The sequence below is a fragment of the Pseudomonas sp. RV120224-01b genome (assembly GCF_003208145.1).
GTDB classification, from domain to species: Bacteria; Pseudomonadota; Gammaproteobacteria; order Pseudomonadales; family Pseudomonadaceae; genus Aquipseudomonas; species Aquipseudomonas monteilii.
In genome coordinates this window covers 121,317-138,342 of the sequence record NZ_QKMQ01000014.1, presented here as the reverse complement: position 1 = coordinate 138,342, position 17,026 = coordinate 121,317, and the positions used below count along the sequence as shown (strand labels likewise).

Below are 17,026 nucleotides of genomic sequence, written 5' to 3'. Positions count from 1 at the left end.
CCTGTGAAAACAATTCCAAAATTTACGGCAAATACTCATGAGCAATTACACAGAAGCCGGCCGCCCACCCGACGTGGCAGCCGACGCGGGCAACACTCAGCGCAGCAAAGGCCTGGCCAAGGGCCGTTTGGGCTTGCTGGCCAGCGTGGTGCTGGGCATTTCCACCATCGCCCCGGTCTACACCCTGACCGGCGCCCTTGGCCCGACCGTGCGCGAGGTCGGTGCCCACCTGCCAGCCGTGTTCATCGTCGGCTTCCTGCCGATGTTGCTGGTGGCCCTGGGTTACCGCGAGCTGAACTCGGCAGAACCGGACAGCGGTACATCGTTCACCTGGTCGGCACGTGCCTTCGGCCCGATGATCGGCTGGATTGGCGGCTGGGGGTTGGTGGTTGCCACCACCATCGTGCTGTCGAACCTGGCAGGGGTGGCAGTCGACTTCTTCTACCTGTTCCTGGGCCAGATCACCGGCAAGCATGAGCTGGCGGCGTTGGCCGATAACCTGTTGATCAACATCATTACCTGTTGCGTGTTCATCGCCCTGGCGGTGTGGATCTGCTGTCGCGGCATCGCCACCACCATGACCGTGCAGTACGGCCTGGTGGCCTTGCAGTTGGTGGTGCTGATCGGCTTTGCCGTCGCCGCCTTCGGCGGTACCACGGCGCCGCCACCGCTGGCGTTCGATTTCGCCTGGTTCAACCCGTTCGGTGTCGAGTCGTTCTCGGCCTTTGCCGCCGGGCTGTCGCTGTCGATCTTCATCTTCTGGGGCTGGGACACGTGCCTGACCGTCAGCGAAGAGTCGGTGGGTAGCGAAGAGGTGCCGGGCAAGGCCGCCACCTGGACGGTGATGCTGATCCTTGGCCTGTACCTGTTCACCGCCATCGCCACCCTGCAGTTTGCCGGAATCAGCGAAACGGGCCTGGGCCTGAACAACCCGCGCATCCAGGAGAACGTCTTTGCCCACCTGGCCGGCCCGGTCATGGGGCCGCTGGCGATCCTGATGTCCATCGCGGTGCTGGCCAGCACGGCGGCATCGCTGCAGTCGACCTTCGTGGCGCCGGCGCGCACCCTCTTGGCGATGGGTTACTACGGCGCGGTACCGCAGAAGTTCGCCACAGTCTGCCCGCGTTCGCAGACCCCGCGTTATGCCACTATTTGTGCGGGCCTGGCAGCAGGTCTGTTCTACGTGACCATGCGTAGCCTGAGCGAGAACGTGCTGGCAGATACCATCACCGCGCTGGGCATGATGATCTGCTTCTATTATTCGCTGACCGCATTTGCCTGCGTCTGGTATTTCCGTGGCAGCCTGTTCGACAGCCTGCGCCACTTCATCATGCGCGGCCTGTGCCCGCTGGTGGGTGGGGTGATCCTGTCGGTGATCTTCGTACGGACTGCCATCGACAGCGCCTCGCCGGACTTCGGCAGTGGTTCGCATGTGGGCGGGCTGGGGCTGGTGTTCGTGATTGCCGCGATCATCTCGGTGCTGGGCATCGGGCTGATGATGCTGTCGCGCATGCGCGCGCCGGCTTACTTCCTGGGGGCTACCCTGCGTCAGCAGGCTACCCTGCCTTTGCAGGAATAAAGCTGGGGGCGCTTCGCGCCCCTATCGCGACACAAGGCCGCTCCCACAAAGGCACGGCGTACGCCAGCAAATGTGGGAGCGGCCTTGTGTCGCGATAGGGCTGCAAAGCAGCCCCGTGCGGTGTATCAGGAAAGCAGTTCTTTCAGCAGCTCGCTGTTGCGCTCTTGCTGCTTCTTCAGTACCAACCGATTCGAGCGGAACACCGCCTTCAAATCCTCCAGCGCCACGTCGAAGTCATCATTGATGATCACGTAGTCATACTCGTCGTAGTGCACCATCTCGCTGACCGCTTCTTTCATGCGCCCGGCAATGATTTCTTCGCTGTCCTGCCCACGGCCGTCCAGACGGTGGCGTAGCGCCTCCTGGCTTGGCGGCAGGATGAACACCGACAATGCCTGTGGCATCAGCTTGCGCACCTGCTGGGCGCCTTGCCAGTCGATTTCCAGGATCAGGTCGTAGCCCTGATCCAGCGTCTGCTGCAGCGCGCTGCGCGAGGTGCCGTAGAAGTTGCCGAACACTTCGGCATGCTCCAGGAAGTCGCCCTGCGCGATCAGCGCCTTGAATTCTTCGTGGACCACGAAGTGGTAGTTCACCCCGTGTTCCTCGCCCGGGCGCATGGCGCGGGTGGTGTGCGAGACCGAAACGCGGATCTGCCGGTCGTCCTTGGTCAGGGCCGTTACCAGGCTGGTCTTGCCGGCGCCCGAAGGGGCCGAAACGATGTAGAGGGTGCCGCTGCTGTGGTTCATGGTCGGGGTGGCCTTACTCGATGTTCTGTACTTGTTCACGCATCTGTTCGATCAATACCTTCAGGTTGACCGCCGCTTGCGTGCTGCGTGGGTCGAAGGCCTTGGAGCCGAGGGTGTTGGCTTCGCGGTTGAGTTCCTGCATCAGGAAGTCCAGGCGACGCCCTGCGGCGCCGCCACCCTTGAGTACCCGGCGCACTTCAGTGACGTGGGTGCTGAGGCGGTCGAGCTCCTCAGCCACGTCGCTCTTCTGCGCCAGCAGCACCATCTCTTGTTCCAGGCGCTGTGGGTCGAGCTCGGCTTGCATGTCGCCGAAACGGTCGAGGATCTTCTGCCGCTGCGCCGCCAGCATCTGCGGCACCAGGGCGCGCAAGGTGGTGACTTCGCTGGACATGTTGTCCAGGCGCTCGTTGATCAGCCGGGCCAGTTCCTGGCCTTCGCGCAGGCGGCCGGCCTTGAGTTCGGCCAGGGCTTCGTCGAACAGCGCCATGGCTTCGGCGTTCAGTGCCTGCGGGTCGCTGGTGTCGGCCACCAGCACACCTGGCCACGACAGCACTTCCAGCGGGTTCAGGGGGGCAGGCTGCTTGATCAGGCCGGCCACTTCCTCGGCGGCGGCAACCAGTTGCGCGGCGCGCTCGCGGTCTACCTTCAGCGGCTTGCCGTTGCTGTCTTCGTTGAGGCGCAAGGTGCATTCCACCTTGCCCCGCGACAAGCCCTGGCGCAGGCCTTCACGCACGGCGCCTTCGAGGTCGCGCAGGGCCTCTGGCAGGCGCAGGTGCGGCTCCAGGTAACGGTGGTTGACCGAACGCAGCTCCCAGATCAGGGTGCCTTGGCTGCCGGCGCGCTCGACACGAGCAAAAGCGGTCATGCTGTGCACCATGGGGAGTACCTCGCTTAGTTGAATGAACGGTGGGAGCCTCTCGGCTGCAAGGCGCAGGATTGTAGCGCAGTGGGGCCGTGGCGCCCAATCCACCTATGTTACCGACGGGCGGCCGCGCCAGTAGGAAAAGGCGACGGGCTGTGGCGGGTACGACAATAGGCATGTCTTCCCCGGGCTGCGGGCTCTATAATGCTCGGCAGATTCAAAGTCCCAGTACAGGTATCCCAGATGAAACGTCCAAGTGGTCGCGCCGCCGATCAGCTCCGCTCGATCCGCATCACCCGCAACTACACCAAGCACGCCGAAGGGTCGGTACTGGTCGAGTTCGGTGACACCAAGGTCATCTGCACGGTCAGCGTTGAAAACGGTGTGCCGCGCTTCCTGAAAGGCCAGGGCCAAGGCTGGCTGACCGCCGAATACGGCATGCTGCCGCGTTCTACCGGTGAGCGTAACCAGCGCGAAGCCAGCCGTGGCAAACAGGGTGGTCGCACCCTGGAAATCCAGCGCCTGATCGGCCGCTCGCTGCGCGCCGCACTGGACATGAGCAAGCTGGGCGACATCACCCTGTACGTCGACTGCGACGTGATCCAGGCCGATGGCGGTACCCGTACCGCGTCCATCACCGGTGCCATGGTCGCCCTGTGCGACGCGCTGGCGGTGATCAAGAAGCGCGGTGGCCTGAAGGCCGGCAACCCGCTCAAGCACATGATCGCTGCCGTGTCGGTGGGCATGTACCAGGGCGAAGCCGTGCTCGACCTGGACTACCTGGAAGACTCCGCTGCCGAAACCGACCTGAACGTGGTGATGACCAGCGCCGGTGGCTTTATCGAGGTGCAGGGCACTGCCGAAGGTGCGCCGTTCCAGCCTGAAGACTTCAACGCCATGCTGGCGCTGGCGCAGAAGGGCATGACCGAAATCTTCGAGCTGCAGCAGGCCGCACTGGCCGACTGACTGATTCCGTAGATACGAAAAAGCCGACAGTGATGTCGGCTTTTTCGTATCTGAGCAGCGCTTAGATGGTCAACGTCCAGTCATAGTCCACGATCAGCGGCGCATGCTGGGAGAAGCGCGGCTGACGCGGCAGGCGGGCGTTGCGCACGAAACGGCGCAGGCCTGGCGTGAGGATCTGGTAGTCGAACCGGTAGCCCAGGTTGAGCATCTCGGCCTGCTCGTTGTCCGGCCACCAGCTGTACTGGTCGCCTTCACGGCTGACTTCGCGCAGGGCATCGACGTAACCCATCTCGCCAGTGATCGCATCCATCCAGGCGCGCTCCGGCGCCAGGAAGCCCGGCGATTGCTGGCTGTCACGCCAGTTCTTGATGTCGAGCTTCTGCTGCGCCACGTAGAACGAGCCGCAATAGATGTACTCGCGACGCTTGCGACGCTGCTTGTCCAGGTACTTGGCGAAGTCGTCCATCAACTTGAACTTCTGGTTCAAGTCTTCGTCGCCGTTCATGCCCGAAGGCAGCAGCAGGCTGGCAATACTGACTTTGTCGAAATCTGCTTGCAGGTAACGCCCGTAGCGGTCGGCTGTCTCGAAGCCCAGGCCGGTGATGACTGCCTTGGGCTGCATGCGCGAATAAAGGGCCACACCACCTTGGGCAGGCACCTCCGCGTCGCAGGCATAAAGGAAATAGCCATCGAGCTGGAAAGCTGGGTCGTCGAGTTCAAAGGCCGAGGCGCGGGTATCCTGAAGGCAGATGACGTCGGCATTCTGGGCTTGCAGCCAGCTGAGCAAACCACGCTCGGCCGCAGCCTGAATGCCATTTACGTTCACACTGATGATCCGCATAAATGGCCCCAAAAATCTCGTGCGTGTATGATACCCGAGCTCAACCCATTTAGCTAAATCCGTGGTGTCCGGGACTATTCATGCAGCCGTATCAGCGCGACTTTATCCGTTTTGCCATCGATCGCGGGGTACTGCGTTTCGGTGAATTCACCCTGAAATCGGGGCGTACCAGCCCGTATTTCTTCAATGCCGGCCTGTTCAACACCGGTTCTGCATTGGCCGAACTGGGGCGGTGCTATGCCGCAGCCATCGTCGACAGCAAGATCCCGTTCGACGTGCTGTTCGGCCCGGCCTACAAGGGTATTCCGTTGGCGGCGACCACTGCCGTGGCCCTGGCGGACCAGCATAAGCTCGACGTGCCATGGTGCTTCAACCGCAAGGAAGCCAAGGACCACGGCGAAGGCGGCAGCCTGGTTGGCGCACCGCTGGCCGGTGATGTGCTGATCATCGACGACGTGATCACCGCCGGTACTGCCATCCGCGAAGTCATGCAGATCATCAACGCCCAGCAGGCCAAGGCCGCTGGCGTGCTGATCGCGCTGAACCGCGAAGAGCGTGGCAATGGCGAGCTGTCGGCGATCCAGGAAGTGGAACGCGACTTCGGTATCCCGGTGGTCAGCATCGTTTCGCTGACCCAGGTGCTGGAGTTCCTGGCCGATGACCCGCAGCTGAAGCAGCATCTGCCGGCTGTCGAGGCTTACCGGGCGCAATACGGGATCTGATCCTGGCCTGGAAATGAAAAAGGCGACCTTCTTGTGAAGGTCGCCTTTTTTGTCGCCTGTTTCGGCCGATCAGCGCTGCTTGCGGTTGGTAATCAGGGTACCCACGCCGCTGTCGGTGAAGATTTCCAGCAGCACAGCATTCGGCACACGGCCGTCGATGATGTGCGAGCTGTTCACGCCGCCCTGCACCGCATCCAGTGCGCACTTGATCTTCGGCAGCATGCCGCCGTAGATGGTGCCGTCAGCGATCAGTTCGTTGACCTGTTCGGTGGTCAGGCCGGTCAGAACCTGACCTTGCTTGTCCATCAGACCGGCGATGTTGGTCAGCAGCATCAGCTTCTCGGCCTTCAGCGCCTCGGCTACCTTGCCTGCTACCAGGTCGGCGTTGATGTTGTACGACTCACCGTTGGCACCCACGCCGATCGGCGCGATGACCGGGATGAAGTCACCCTTCACCAGCATGTTCAGCAGGTCGGTGTTCACGCTCACCACTTCGCCCACGTGGCCGATGTCGATGATTTCCGGAGTGGTCATCTCGGGCGTCTGGCGGCTGACGGTCAGCTTGCGGGCGCGGATCAGTTCCGCGTCCTTGCCGGTCAGGCCGATGGCGCTGCCGCCGTGGCGGTTGATCAGGTTGACGATGTCCTTGTTGACCTGGCCACCCAGCACCATCTCCACCACGTCCATGGTCGCCGAGTCGGTAACGCGCATGCCGTCGATGAAGTGGCTTTCGATCGACAGGCGCTTGAGCAGGTCGCCGATCTGCGGGCCACCACCGTGGACCACCACCGGGTTGATGCCTACAGCCTTCATCAGCACGATGTCACGGGCGAAGCCGGTTTTGAGCTCCTCGCTCTCCATCGCGTTGCCGCCGTACTTGATCACCAGGGTCTTGCCGACAAAGCGGCGGATGTAAGGCAGTGCTTCGGACAAAACCTCGGCTACATGGGAAGCGGCATCGCGATCGAGGGTCATGCAGGGCTCCTGTAAGGAACAGATAGTCGGTCAGAACGGCAGTTGCAGCTCAGGGGCAACCCGCAGCAACTGGGTACGGAAAACATCCTTGATACGTTGCAATTCGGCGTCGCTGTCGGCCTCGAAGCGCAGCACCAGCACCGGGGTGGTGTTGGAGGCGCGAACCAGGCCCCAGCCGTGGGCGTAGTCCACCCGCACACCGTCGATGGTGGTCAGGTTGGCTTCGCCCCAGTCGGCGTCGCGTTGCAGTGCATCAATGATGCTGAATTTACCCTCGTCGGTCACATCAATATTGATTTCCGGCGTGGAAATATCGTTCGGGAAGGCGGCAAACAGGTTTTCGGCGCTTTGCCCGGCCTGGCTGAGGATCTCCAGCAGGCGTGCGGCACTGTAGATGCCGTCGTCGAAACCGTACCAGCGTTCCTTGATGAAGATGTGACCGCTCATCTCGCCGGCCAGCAGCGAGCCTGTCTGTTTCATCTTCTTCTTGATCAACGAATGACCGGTCTTCCACATCAGTGCGCGGCCGCCGTGTTGCTCGATCAGCGGGGTCAGGCGGCGGGTGCATTTGACGTCGAAGATGATTTCGGCGCCCGGGTTGCGTGCCAGCACGTCCTGGGCGAACAGCATCAGCAGGCGGTCGGGGTAGACGATGCTGCCGGTATTGGTCACTACGCCGACGCGGTCGCCATCGCCGTCGAAGGCCAGGCCGATGTCGGCGCCGGTTTCCTTGACCTTGGCGATCAGGTCTTCAAGGTTTTCCGGCTTGCCCGGGTCCGGGTGGTGGTTGGGGAAGTTGCCGTCTACTTCGCAGAACAGCGGGATCACTTCACAACCCAGGGCTTCGATCAGTTGCGGTGCAATCACGCCAGCGGCACCGTTGCCGCAGTCCACCACCACCTTGAGCTTTTTCGCCAGCTTCACGTCATCGACGATCTGCTGGAAGTAGCGGTCAAGGATCTCGACCTTTTCCACGCGGCCTTCGGCCAAGGTCAGGTCGTTGGTTTTCAGACGGGTGAGCAGGGCCTGGATCTGTTCGTTGGCCAGCGTGTCGCCAGCGATGACGATCTTGAAGCCGTTGTAGTCCGACGGGTTGTGGCTGCCCGTCAGCATCACGCCCGACTTGCCTGCCAGCACGTTGGCCGCGTAGTACAGGGCCGGGGTGGGCACCAGGCCGACGTCGCTGACATGGCAGCCGGCATCGACCAGGCCCTTGATCAGCTGTTCGACCAGCATCGGGCCGGACAGTCGGCCATCACGGCCGACCGAAACCTGCGGTTCGCCCTGGGCCAGGCTTTGCGCACCGATGGCGCGGCCGATCCAGTAGGCGGTTTCGGCGTGAAGGGTTTTGCCGACCACGCCGCGGATGTCATACGCGCGGAAAATGCTGTCGGGCAATGCGGCGGGGACCAGGTGGGCCATGTCGTTCATCTCTGGAAGCTCCATTAGTCAAAGGCTTTCTGGGCAGGCGCAAACTGAACGCTTGGACGGTGGTTTCGCCAGAGAGTTCGCCATCCTTGGCCTGAACGGTCATTTGCCGGCTCAGTGGCTGCCGGAGTGACCGAAGCCGCCAGCACCACGCTGGCTTTCATCGAAGGCTTCGACGATGTCGAAATGGGCCTGTACCACCGGCACCAGCACCAGCTGGGCGATACGCTCGCCAACGGCGATGGTGAACGGCGTGTTGCCGCGGTTCCAGCACGACACCATCAGCTCGCCCTGGTAATCCGAGTCGATCAGGCCGACCAGGTTGCCCAGCACGATGCCGTGCTTATGGCCCAGGCCCGAGCGCGGCAGGATTACCGCCGCCAGGCCCGGGTCGCCGATGTAGATCGACAGGCCGGTAGGAATCAGCAGGGTCTGGCCTGGCTCAAGGACAGTGTCCTCCTTGAGCAGGGCGCGCAGGTCCAGGCCGGCGGAGCCAGGGGTGGCGTAGGTCGGCAGGGGGAATTCGGTACCCAGGCGTGGGTCGAGGATCTTGGCTTGAAGAGCGTGCATGTAACTTATTGAACCTGGTTGAGCCGTTCGGCGATGAAGGCGACCAGTTGCCGGGCGATTTTGCCCTTGCTGGTCTGTGCGAAAAGGGTCTGGTGCTGCTGGCGGTCGATCACGGTCAAGGCGTTTTCTTCGCTGTTGAAGCCGATGCTGGGGTTGGCCACATCATTGGCGACGATCAGGTCGAGGTTCTTGTCCTTGAGCTTGCGCGTGGCGTAATCGAGCAGGTGTTCGGTTTCGGCAGCGAAGCCGACGCTGAACGGGCGGTCGCTGCGGCCAGCAATGGTGGCAAGGATATCGGGATTGCGCACCATCTGCAGCAGCATGCCGTCGCCGGTCGTAGGATCTTTCTTCAGTTTTTGTGTGGCAACCACTTCCGGGCGGTAGTCCGCGACCGCTGCGGAGGCGATGAACAGGTCGCACGGCATGGCCGCTTCACAGGCCGCAAGCATGTCCCGCGCGCTGACCACGTCGATACGGCTGACCCGGTCGGGGGTTGGCAGGTGCACCGGGCCAGTGACGAGGGTCACCCGAGCCCCGGCTTCGGCAGCCGCTTCGGCCAGGGCGAAGCCCATCTTGCCGGAGCTATGATTGGTGATGTAGCGCACCGGGTCGATGTTTTCCTGGGTCGGCCCGGCGGTGATCAATACGTGTTTGCCGGTGAGTGCCTGGCGCTTGAAGCTTTCTGCGGCGCACCAGGCCAGGTCGGTGGCTTCGAGCATGCGGCCCAGGCCCACGTCACCACAGGCCTGGCTACCGGAGGCCGGGCCGAACACCTGGATGCCACGGCTCTTGAGCAGTTCAAGGTTGGCCTGGGTGGCCGGGTCGCGCCACATGGCCTGGTTCATGGCCGGGGCCACGGCGACGGTGGCATCGGTGGCCAGCACCAGGGTGGTCAGCAGGTCGTCGGCCATGCCTTGGGCCATACGCGCCATGAGGTCGGCGGTGGCCGGGGCGATCAGCACCAGGTCGGCCCACTTGGCCAGTTCGATATGGCCCATGGCTGCTTCGGCGGCCGGGTCGAGCAGGTCCATGTGCACCGGGTGGCCCGACAGCGCCTGCAGGGTCAGCGGGGTGATGAACTCGGCACCACCGCGGGTCATGACGACGCGCACCTGCGCGCCGTGCTCCAGGAGTCGGCGAATCAGCTCGGCGCTTTTGTAGGCGGCAATGCCGCCACCTACGCCGAGAACGATGCGCTTGCGATACAGCCGCTGCATAGGCTTGCCTTTTTCCAGTGAGAGCGGGCGGCGACGTTCGAAAATGCCTGCGGCAGAACGTCGCATGTACGAGGCGAAATAGATTAACACAGGGTCGAAATGGGCCGCAGCAAGGGCAGGGGGCGGGGATGAATATCAGGGAGTGGCCGGCTGAAGAGCGGCCGAGGGAGAAGTTGTTGCAGCGTGGGGCGGCGGCACTCACGGATGCCGAATTGCTTGCCGTGCTGCTGGGCTCGGGGGTGGCCGGGCGCAACGTACTGGACCTTGCGCGGGGGCTGCTGGTGCGTTTTGGCGGGCTGAGGCAGTTTCTGGAGGCCGATCGCGACGCGGTGCTACGCGAGCCGGGCATCGGGGCCGTGAAGTATGCGCAGTTACAGTCGCTGCTGGAGATCGGCCGGCGTTATCTGGATGAAAACATCAAGCGCGCAGAGGCTCTGGACGGGCCAGCGGCGGTGCGGCGTTACCTCAAGGCCATGCTCCGGCATGAGGCCAGTGAGGTGTTCGGGTGCCTGTTTCTGGACACCAAGCACCGGCCGTTGGCGTTCGAGATCCTGTTCAGGGGCACGATAGACCGGGCGAGTGTTTACCCGCGGGAGGTGGTGCGGCGAGCTTTGCTGCATAACGCGGCGGCGTTGATCCTGTGTCACAACCACCCTTCGGGGAGCAGTGAGCCGAGCCAGGATGACGTGCATTTGACCCTGTCGCTGAAGCGGGGGCTGGGGCTGATCGATGTGCGGGTGCTGGATCACATCATCATCGGTGACGGGGAGCCGTTGTCGATGGTTGAGCAGGGATGGATTGTGGCTTAGGCCATTGTGCTGTCTGTGCTGGCCTCTTCGCGGGCTTGCCCGCTCCCACAGGTATCGCACCCACCTTAAGCGTTGTGCAGTTCCTGTGGGAGCGGGCGAGCCCGCGAAGAGGCCAGTGCAGGCTTATTTGGTCACCGACACCTTGCTGAAATCCAGCCGGCCGAACGGGTTCACCTGGTACCCCTTAACCCCTTGGCGCAGCAGGGTAGCCGCCGTCGGATGCGCCAGTGGCACCCACAACGCCTGCTGCTGGATCAGCGCTTGCGCCTGCTGGTACAGCCGGCTGCGTACGCTCTGATCGTTGGTGGTGCGTCCGGCGCTGATCAACTGGTCCAGGCGGTTGTCGCAGAAACGCGCGAAGTTGGTCCCCGACTCGACCGCCGCACAGGAAAACTGCGGGCTGAGGAAGTTGTCCGGGTCGCCGTTGTCACCCGCCCAGCCCATGAACAGCAGGTCATGCTCACCGGCCTTGGCACGGCGAATCAGCTCGCCCCACTCGATCACGCGGATTTCAGCCTTGATGCCGATTTTGGCCAGGTCAGCCTGCAGCATCTGCGCGCCGAGGCTGGGGTTGGGGTTGAGCAGGCTGCCCGACGGGCGGGTCCAGATCGTGGTGCTGAAGCCTTCACCCAAGCCAGCCTTGGTCAGCAGCGCCTTGGCTTTCTTCAGGTCCAGCGGGTAGCCGGGCAGGTCCTTGGCGTAGCTCCAGGTGTTGGGCGGGTAGGGGCCGTTGGCGGCCACCGCGGAATCTTCGAACACGGCCTTGAGATAGGCCTGCTTGTCGAAAGCCAGGTTGATGGCCTGGCGCACTTCCGGTTTGTCCAGCGGCGGGTGCTGGCTGTTGATGGCGACGAAGGCGGTCATGAACGCCGGAGTGCTGGCCACCTTGAGGTTGCCGTCCTTGCCCGCTTCGGCAATGTCCAGTGGCTTGGGTGACAGGGCGACCTGGCACTCGCCGCGCTTGAGCTTCTGCAGGCGCACGTTGGCGTCGGTGGTGATGGCGAAGATCAACGGGTCGACCGCCGGCTTGCCGGCGAAGTAGTCCGGGTTGGCGCGGTAGCGCACCACGGCGTCCTTCTGGAAGCGCTGGAACACGAAAGGCCCGGTGCCGATCGGCTGGCTGTTGAGCTTCTCCGGCGTGCCGGCCTTCAGCAGCTTGTCGGCATATTCGGCGGAATAGATCGAGGCGAAGCCCATGCTCAGGGTGGCCAGGAAGGTGGCGTCCGGGTGGCTGAGGGTGAAGCGCACGGTGTTCGGCGTCGGTGCCTCGATCGCCTTGATCAGGCTGCCCAGCTGCAGCGATTGGGCATGCGGGTAGCCGCCCGGTGCAGTCTTGTGCCAGGCATGGGCCGGGTAGAGCATGCGCTGGAAGCTGAACAGCACGTCGTCGGTATTCAGTTCGCGGCTTGGCTTGAAGTAGGCCGTGCTGTGGAACTTCACGTCATCGCGCAGGGTGAAGTCATACACCAGGCCGTCGGCCGATACCGTCCAGCTGGCCGCCAGGCTCGGCACCACCTTGCCTTGTGCCGCGTCGAACTCCACCAGGCGGTTCATCAGCACGTCAGCCGTGGCGTTGGTGGTGGTCAGCGAGTTGTACTGCACCACGTCGAAGCCTTCGGGGCTGGCCTCGCTGCAAACGCTCAGCGGGGCGGCCTGGGTAGCGCCGGCAGCGAACAGGGCGCCGGCGGCGAACAGAGAGTTGAACAATAAGGAAAGGGCGGCTACACGCATGGTGGCTCCTTGGCTGTCAGTGGCCCATCTGCCAGTGCAGTCTGGAAAAGGCTTACCCTAGTGCGCCCGCCGGCAAATGACCACACCCTTTTTTACAAATCTGGCGACGAGCGGTCGACGGCTGGCGGGGCCTGCCGCTATGCTGGCCCGGCGCGTTCTGGCTTGCGGTAATGTGCATCTACTGTTGTTGCAGCCAAGTCTTTCTGGTATAAAGCAGCGCTCTTTTCTAGGGGCTCGGCCTGTCGCATCAGCGGATCCGGTCGATAAGACCTCCAGAATCACGGCGCCCAGGCGCCAAAGACTGAGAGATTAAGCGGCCAACCCATGCCGGGTTGGGCATGTGGTTTTAGAGGGCTGAGTCATGTCGAGAGTCTGTCAAGTTACTGGTAAGGGTCCAGTAACCGGGAACAACATTTCCCACGCAAACAACAAAACCCGTCGTCGTTTCCTGCCGAACCTGCAGCACCACCGTTTCTGGGTTGAATCCGAGAAGCGTTTCGTGCGTCTGCGCGTTTCCGCCAAAGGCATGCGTATCATCGACAAGCGCGGCATCGACGCCGTTCTGGTTGACATCCGTAAAGCTGGCGCCAAGGTTTAAGGGAGAACATCATGCGTGAATTGATCCGTCTGGTTTCGAGTGCCGGTACCGGCCACTTCTACACCACCGACAAGAACAAGCGCACCACCCCGGACAAAATCGAGATCAAGAAATATGATCCGGTTGTTCGCAAGCACGTGGTGTACAAGGAAGCCAAGATCAAGTAATTGATCGGCGACCTGAAAAAAACCCGCATCCGAAAGGACGCGGGTTTTTTTATGCCTGCATTACGCTCAGTTGAAGTCGAAACCCTGGATCAGCAGGTCGGTGCCGGCCTTGATCTGGATGCGCTCGACGTCGTACTCGCGGGTGCACATCTCGTCGGGGCCGACTACCCGGGTGCGGCCGGTGAGGGAGCAGATGGTGTCTTTGATTGCCGGCGCGTAGGGGGTGCCGACCAGGTGGGCGAGGGTTTTCAGAACGTCTTCATTGGTCATGGTGATCTTCCTGTTGAAGTTGGATGGCCCGACATGGGCAGGACCATCCTCACGCACGCCAGCAGGCTGCCTGCACTACATAGTTACTTCTGTTCGAACATCACATAGATCTTGCGGCACGGTTCCAGCACCTCCCAGGTACCTTTGAAACCGGCCGGAATCACGAACCGATCGCCGGCACGCAGGGTTTTCGCCCCGCCGTCCTGGTCGCGCAGCACCGAAACGCCCTGGACGATTTCGCAGTATTCGTGTTCGGTGTAGTTCACCGTCCACTGGCCCACCTCACCTTCCCACACGCCTGCGGCAAACTGCCCGCACGGGCTGGAATAGTGGTTGTAGACAGCCTGGTCCGGCTCGCCCTTGAGGATTTTTTCCGCCGCCGGGCGGTAGCGTTCGGCCTCGGTGATGACCTGCGCGAAGTCGATGATGCTGTCTATTCTCATGGTGCGGCTCCTGTTTTTGTTTAATAAAATGAACATCAGTAGGCTTTTGAGCCTTGCGTGTCAAATATATTGATAGTTTACACCGGCTGGTTTAGGGTATCGCTTGCCCGTGTGCGCGCGTCGCCCGGCCAGAATTCTGACAACGCCTGTGAGTCCTCAGTGCGGCGTTGCACCTAAACAAGAGGAGGAGTTTCGTATGACCACCCTGACCCGTGCGGACTGGGAACAACGTGCCCAGCAACTGAAGATCGAAGGCCGCGCCTTCATCAACGGCGAATACACCGATGCCGCATCCGGTGAAACCTTCGAGTGCCTGAGCCCGGTCGACGGACGCTTCCTGGCCAAGGTTGCCAGCTGCGACCTGGCCGATGCCAACCGCGCTGTGGAAAACGCCCGCGCCACGTTCAACGCTGGCGTGTGGTCGCAGCTGGCCCCGGCCAAGCGCAAGGCCAAGCTGATCCGCTTCGCCGACCTGCTGCGCAAGAACGTTGAAGAGCTGGCGCTGCTGGAAACCCTGGACATGGGCAAGCCGATCGGCGACTCCTCCAGCATCGACATCCCGGGTGCGGCGCAAGCCATTCACTGGACCGCCGAAGCCATCGACAAGGTCTACGACGAAGTCGCCCCGACCCCGCACGACCAGCTTGGCCTGGTTACCCGTGAGCCAGTGGGTGTGGTCGGTGCCATCGTACCGTGGAACTTCCCGCTGCTGATGGCCTGCTGGAAACTCGGCCCGGCGCTGGCTACCGGTAACTCGGTGGTGCTCAAGCCGTCCGAAAAATCGCCGCTGACCGCCATCCGTATCGCCCAGCTGGCGATCGAAGCCGGTATCCCGGCAGGTGTGCTGAACGTGCTGCCAGGCTACGGCCACACCGTGGGCAAGGCCCTGGCCCTACACATGGACGTCGACACCCTGGTGTTCACTGGTTCGACCAAGATCGCCAAGCAGCTGATGGTGTACGCGGGCGAATCGAACATGAAGCGCATCTGGCTGGAAGCCGGCGGCAAGAGCCCGAACATCGTCTTCGCCGATGCGCCAGACCTGCAAGCAGCTGCCGAAGCGGCTGCCAGCGCTATCGCCTTCAACCAGGGCGAAGTGTGCACCGCAGGTTCGCGCCTGCTGGTCGAGCGTTCGATCAAGGACAAGTTCCTGCCGATGGTGGTCGAGGCCCTGAAAGGCTGGAAACCAGGCAACCCGCTGGACCCGGCGACCACCGTTGGTGCTCTGGTCGATACCCAGCAGATGAACACCGTGCTGTCGTACATCGAAGCCGGCCACCAGGACGGCGCCAAGCTGCTGGCTGGCGGCAAGCGCACCCTGGAAGAGACGGGCGGCACCTACGTGGAGCCGACCATCTTCGACGGCGTGACCAATGCCATGAAGATTGCCCAGGAAGAAATCTTCGGCCCGGTGCTGTCGGTAATCGCCTTCGACACCGCCGAAGAAGCCATCGCCATTGCCAACGACACGCCATATGGCCTGGCGGCGGGCATCTGGACCTCGGACATTTCCAAAGCCCACAAGACCGCCCGTGCCGTGCGCGCAGGTAGCGTCTGGGTCAACCAGTACGACGGCGGCGACATGACCGCGCCGTTCGGTGGTTTCAAGCAGTCGGGCAACGGCCGTGACAAGTCGCTGCATGCACTGGAGAAATACACCGAGCTGAAGGCGACCTGGATCAAGCTGTAATCGCCGGGGCCGCTATGCGGCCCGATCGCCGGCAAGCCAGGCTCCCACAAGTTACTCGCAGCCCTTGAGGCCTGTGCTGTACCTGTGGGAGCTGGCTTGCCGGCGATGGGCTGCACAGCAGCCCCAACAATAGCCGGGTCGGCTCACGCTGCCCCGGCTTCGTCGTTTCTGTTGTTCAAGAATTTTGCCCGGGAGGCTGTAATGCGTTGGGGTACCTACTTCGCCGTACTGGCATCGGTGCTGAGCGTCGGGCTGGCGCTCGGTGTGAGCATGCCGCTGGTATCCCTGCGCCTGGAAGCCTGGGGCTACGGCAGCTTCGCCATCGGCGTGATGGCCGCAATGCCAGCGCTGGGTGTTCTGGCCGGCGCCAGTATCGCCAGCCGCTTGGCCGGCTGGGTCGGCGTGCCTTCGGCCATGCGTTTGTGCCTGTGGGGCGGGGCGCTGTCGATCGGGTTGGTCGCGCTGCTGCCCAGCTACCCGCTGTGGCTGTTGCTGCGGCTGATGATCGGTATGTCCCTCACCGTGGTGTTCATCCTCGGCGAAAGCTGGATCAACCAGTTGGTAGTCGAGCAGTGGCGTGGCCGGCTGGTGGCCTTGTACGGCAGCAGCTATGCCCTGAGCCAGTTGGCCGGGCCGTTGGTGTTGGGTTTCCTCGGCTCGGATGACGACTTCGGCTTCTGGGCCGCGACCGGCCTGCTGCTGGCGGCACCGCTGGTGCTGTTGGGGCGTGGCGGAGCGCCGAGCACGGAGGCCTGCAGCGTTACCTTCCGCGACTTGTTCGCATTCTGCCGGCGCTTGCCTGTGATTGCCTGGGCCATCGCCCTGTTCGCCTCGTTCGAGGCGATGATCCTTACCTTGCTGCCGGTGTATTGCCTGCAGCAAGGCTTTACCACTGAAATCGCCCTGTTCATGGTCAGTACCGTGGTGGTTGGTGATGCAGTGCTGCAGCTGCCTATCGGCGCGCTGGCCGACCATATGTCGCGACGTGCATTGTTCACGGGGTGTGCGGTGACGCTGCTGGTGTCCAGCCTGGCGATTCCACTGCTGCTGCATACCCCGGTTGTGTGGCCGTTGTGGGTGCTGTTCGGGGCCAGTGCTGGTGGCTTGTTCACCCTGTCGCTGGTGCTGATCGGTGAGCGCTACCGCGATGATGAGCTGGTAAGGGCCAATGCCCATGTGGCGCAGCTCTGGGGTATCGGCTGCCTGCTCGGGCCGTTGCTGGCGGGGGCCGGCAGCCAGTGGATCAGCGGGCATGCATTGCTGCTGTTGATGGCGGCCGGGGCTGCCGGGCTGGTGGTATTGACCCAGCGGCGTGGGGCTTTTGAGTCGGTTTCTGCCTGATGGATTTTGGGGCCGCTGTGCGGCCCATCGCCGGCAAGCCAGCTCCCACAGGGACTGCGCAGCGCTCAAGG

Annotated in this window: 17 protein-coding genes and 1 pseudogene; 8 read left to right on the top strand and 10 right to left on the bottom strand. The window is 62.8% G+C overall.

Features of this window, described 5'->3' with window-relative positions; genetic code table 11:
• Positions 1-37: 37 nt before the first annotated feature.
• Positions 38-1,579 carry an APC family permease gene (locus tag N436_RS20610; RefSeq protein WP_110741828.1) on the top strand — a complete coding sequence of 514 codons (1,542 nt, stop codon included), beginning with the start codon at positions 38-40 and terminating at the stop codon, positions 1,577-1,579.
• A 125-nt stretch (positions 1,580-1,704) separates the two neighbouring features.
• Here the strand turns inward: N436_RS20610 and gmk are convergent, their stop codons facing one another.
• The gene (gmk, locus tag N436_RS20605) at positions 1,705-2,325 is read right to left on the bottom strand and encodes a guanylate kinase (RefSeq protein ID WP_110741827.1); all 621 of its coding nucleotides are present in this window, start codon (positions 2,323-2,325) and stop codon (positions 1,705-1,707) included.
• 13 nt (positions 2,326-2,338) lie between these two features.
• On the bottom strand, positions 2,339-3,202 hold the full coding sequence (locus tag N436_RS20600) for a YicC/YloC family endoribonuclease (RefSeq protein ID WP_028699257.1): 864 nt from the start codon (positions 3,200-3,202) through the stop codon (positions 2,339-2,341).
• Positions 3,203-3,430: 228 nt separating this feature from the next.
• Here N436_RS20600 and rph point away from each other — a divergent pair, with 228 nt between their 5' ends.
• Positions 3,431-4,153 (top strand): ribonuclease PH, encoded by a 723-nt coding sequence (gene rph, locus N436_RS20595; RefSeq protein ID WP_051096411.1) that lies wholly within the window; start codon positions 3,431-3,433, stop codon positions 4,151-4,153.
• A gap of 61 nt (positions 4,154-4,214) precedes the next feature.
• On the opposite strand, the gene N436_RS20590 is transcribed toward rph, so the two are convergent.
• Entirely contained in the window at positions 4,215-4,994 is a 780-nt protein-coding gene (locus N436_RS20590) for an exodeoxyribonuclease III (protein WP_003253401.1), read from the bottom strand.
• Positions 4,995-5,074: 80 nt separating this feature from the next.
• On the opposite strand from N436_RS20590, the gene pyrE reads away from it, so the two are divergent.
• The gene (gene pyrE / locus N436_RS20585; RefSeq protein WP_016712702.1) at positions 5,075-5,716 is read left to right on the top strand and encodes an orotate phosphoribosyltransferase; all 642 of its coding nucleotides are present in this window, start codon (positions 5,075-5,077) and stop codon (positions 5,714-5,716) included.
• 69 nt (positions 5,717-5,785) lie between these two features.
• On the opposite strand, the gene argB is transcribed toward pyrE, so the two are convergent.
• The 4 genes and pseudogenes from argB to coaBC all read right to left on the bottom strand — a co-directional run bounded on the left by argB (position 5,786) and on the right by coaBC (position 9,906).
• Positions 5,786-6,691, bottom strand: a complete 906-nt coding sequence (gene argB / locus N436_RS20580; RefSeq protein ID WP_060499668.1) for an acetylglutamate kinase — start codon at positions 6,689-6,691, stop codon at positions 5,786-5,788.
• Positions 6,692-6,721: 30 nt separating this feature from the next.
• Positions 6,722-8,089, bottom strand: a pseudogene (locus tag N436_RS20575) (phosphomannomutase/phosphoglucomutase); the annotation flags it as partial.
• Positions 8,090-8,233: 144 nt separating this feature from the next.
• A complete protein-coding gene (dut, locus tag N436_RS20570; protein WP_060499666.1) occupies positions 8,234-8,689 on the bottom strand; it encodes a dUTP diphosphatase in 456 nt (151 codons plus the stop codon).
• A gap of 5 nt (positions 8,690-8,694) precedes the next feature.
• Positions 8,695-9,906 carry a bifunctional phosphopantothenoylcysteine decarboxylase/phosphopantothenate--cysteine ligase CoaBC gene (gene coaBC / locus N436_RS20565; protein WP_016712699.1) on the bottom strand — a complete coding sequence of 404 codons (1,212 nt, stop codon included), beginning with the start codon at positions 9,904-9,906 and terminating at the stop codon, positions 8,695-8,697.
• 128 nt (positions 9,907-10,034) lie between these two features.
• Here coaBC and radC point away from each other — a divergent pair, with 128 nt between their 5' ends.
• Complete coding sequence (gene radC / locus N436_RS20560) at positions 10,035-10,715, top strand: DNA repair protein RadC (protein WP_110741826.1); 681 nt, start codon at positions 10,035-10,037, stop codon at positions 10,713-10,715.
• A 123-nt stretch (positions 10,716-10,838) separates the two neighbouring features.
• On the opposite strand, the gene N436_RS20550 is transcribed toward radC, so the two are convergent.
• Positions 10,839-12,446, bottom strand: coding sequence for an ABC transporter substrate-binding protein (locus N436_RS20550; protein WP_110741825.1), 1,608 nt, complete (start codon positions 12,444-12,446; stop codon positions 10,839-10,841).
• A gap of 361 nt (positions 12,447-12,807) precedes the next feature.
• Between N436_RS20550 and rpmB the strand changes: the two genes are divergently transcribed.
• The gene (gene rpmB, locus N436_RS20545) at positions 12,808-13,044 is read left to right on the top strand and encodes a 50S ribosomal protein L28 (protein ID WP_003253504.1); all 237 of its coding nucleotides are present in this window, start codon (positions 12,808-12,810) and stop codon (positions 13,042-13,044) included.
• Between the two features lie 11 nt (positions 13,045-13,055).
• Positions 13,056-13,211: a 50S ribosomal protein L33 gene (gene rpmG, locus N436_RS20540; protein WP_003253507.1), complete on the top strand. Its 156-nt coding sequence runs from the start codon at positions 13,056-13,058 to the stop codon at positions 13,209-13,211.
• Positions 13,212-13,277: 66 nt separating this feature from the next.
• On the opposite strand, the gene N436_RS20535 is transcribed toward rpmG, so the two are convergent.
• Both N436_RS20535 and N436_RS20530 read right to left on the bottom strand, forming a co-directional pair.
• Positions 13,278-13,481: a hypothetical protein gene (locus tag N436_RS20535; RefSeq protein WP_105947163.1), complete on the bottom strand. Its 204-nt coding sequence runs from the start codon at positions 13,479-13,481 to the stop codon at positions 13,278-13,280.
• Positions 13,482-13,564: 83 nt separating this feature from the next.
• Positions 13,565-13,924 carry a cupin domain-containing protein gene (locus tag N436_RS20530; protein WP_012274818.1) on the bottom strand — a complete coding sequence of 120 codons (360 nt, stop codon included), beginning with the start codon at positions 13,922-13,924 and terminating at the stop codon, positions 13,565-13,567.
• A gap of 196 nt (positions 13,925-14,120) precedes the next feature.
• Between N436_RS20530 and N436_RS20525 the strand changes: the two genes are divergently transcribed.
• Both N436_RS20525 and N436_RS20520 read left to right on the top strand, forming a co-directional pair.
• On the top strand, positions 14,121-15,614 hold the full coding sequence (locus N436_RS20525; RefSeq protein ID WP_105947165.1) for an aldehyde dehydrogenase: 1,494 nt from the start codon (positions 14,121-14,123) through the stop codon (positions 15,612-15,614).
• 201 nt (positions 15,615-15,815) lie between these two features.
• The gene (locus N436_RS20520) at positions 15,816-16,955 is read left to right on the top strand and encodes an MFS transporter (protein ID WP_110741824.1); all 1,140 of its coding nucleotides are present in this window, start codon (positions 15,816-15,818) and stop codon (positions 16,953-16,955) included.
• Positions 16,956-17,026: the final 71 nt, after the last annotated feature.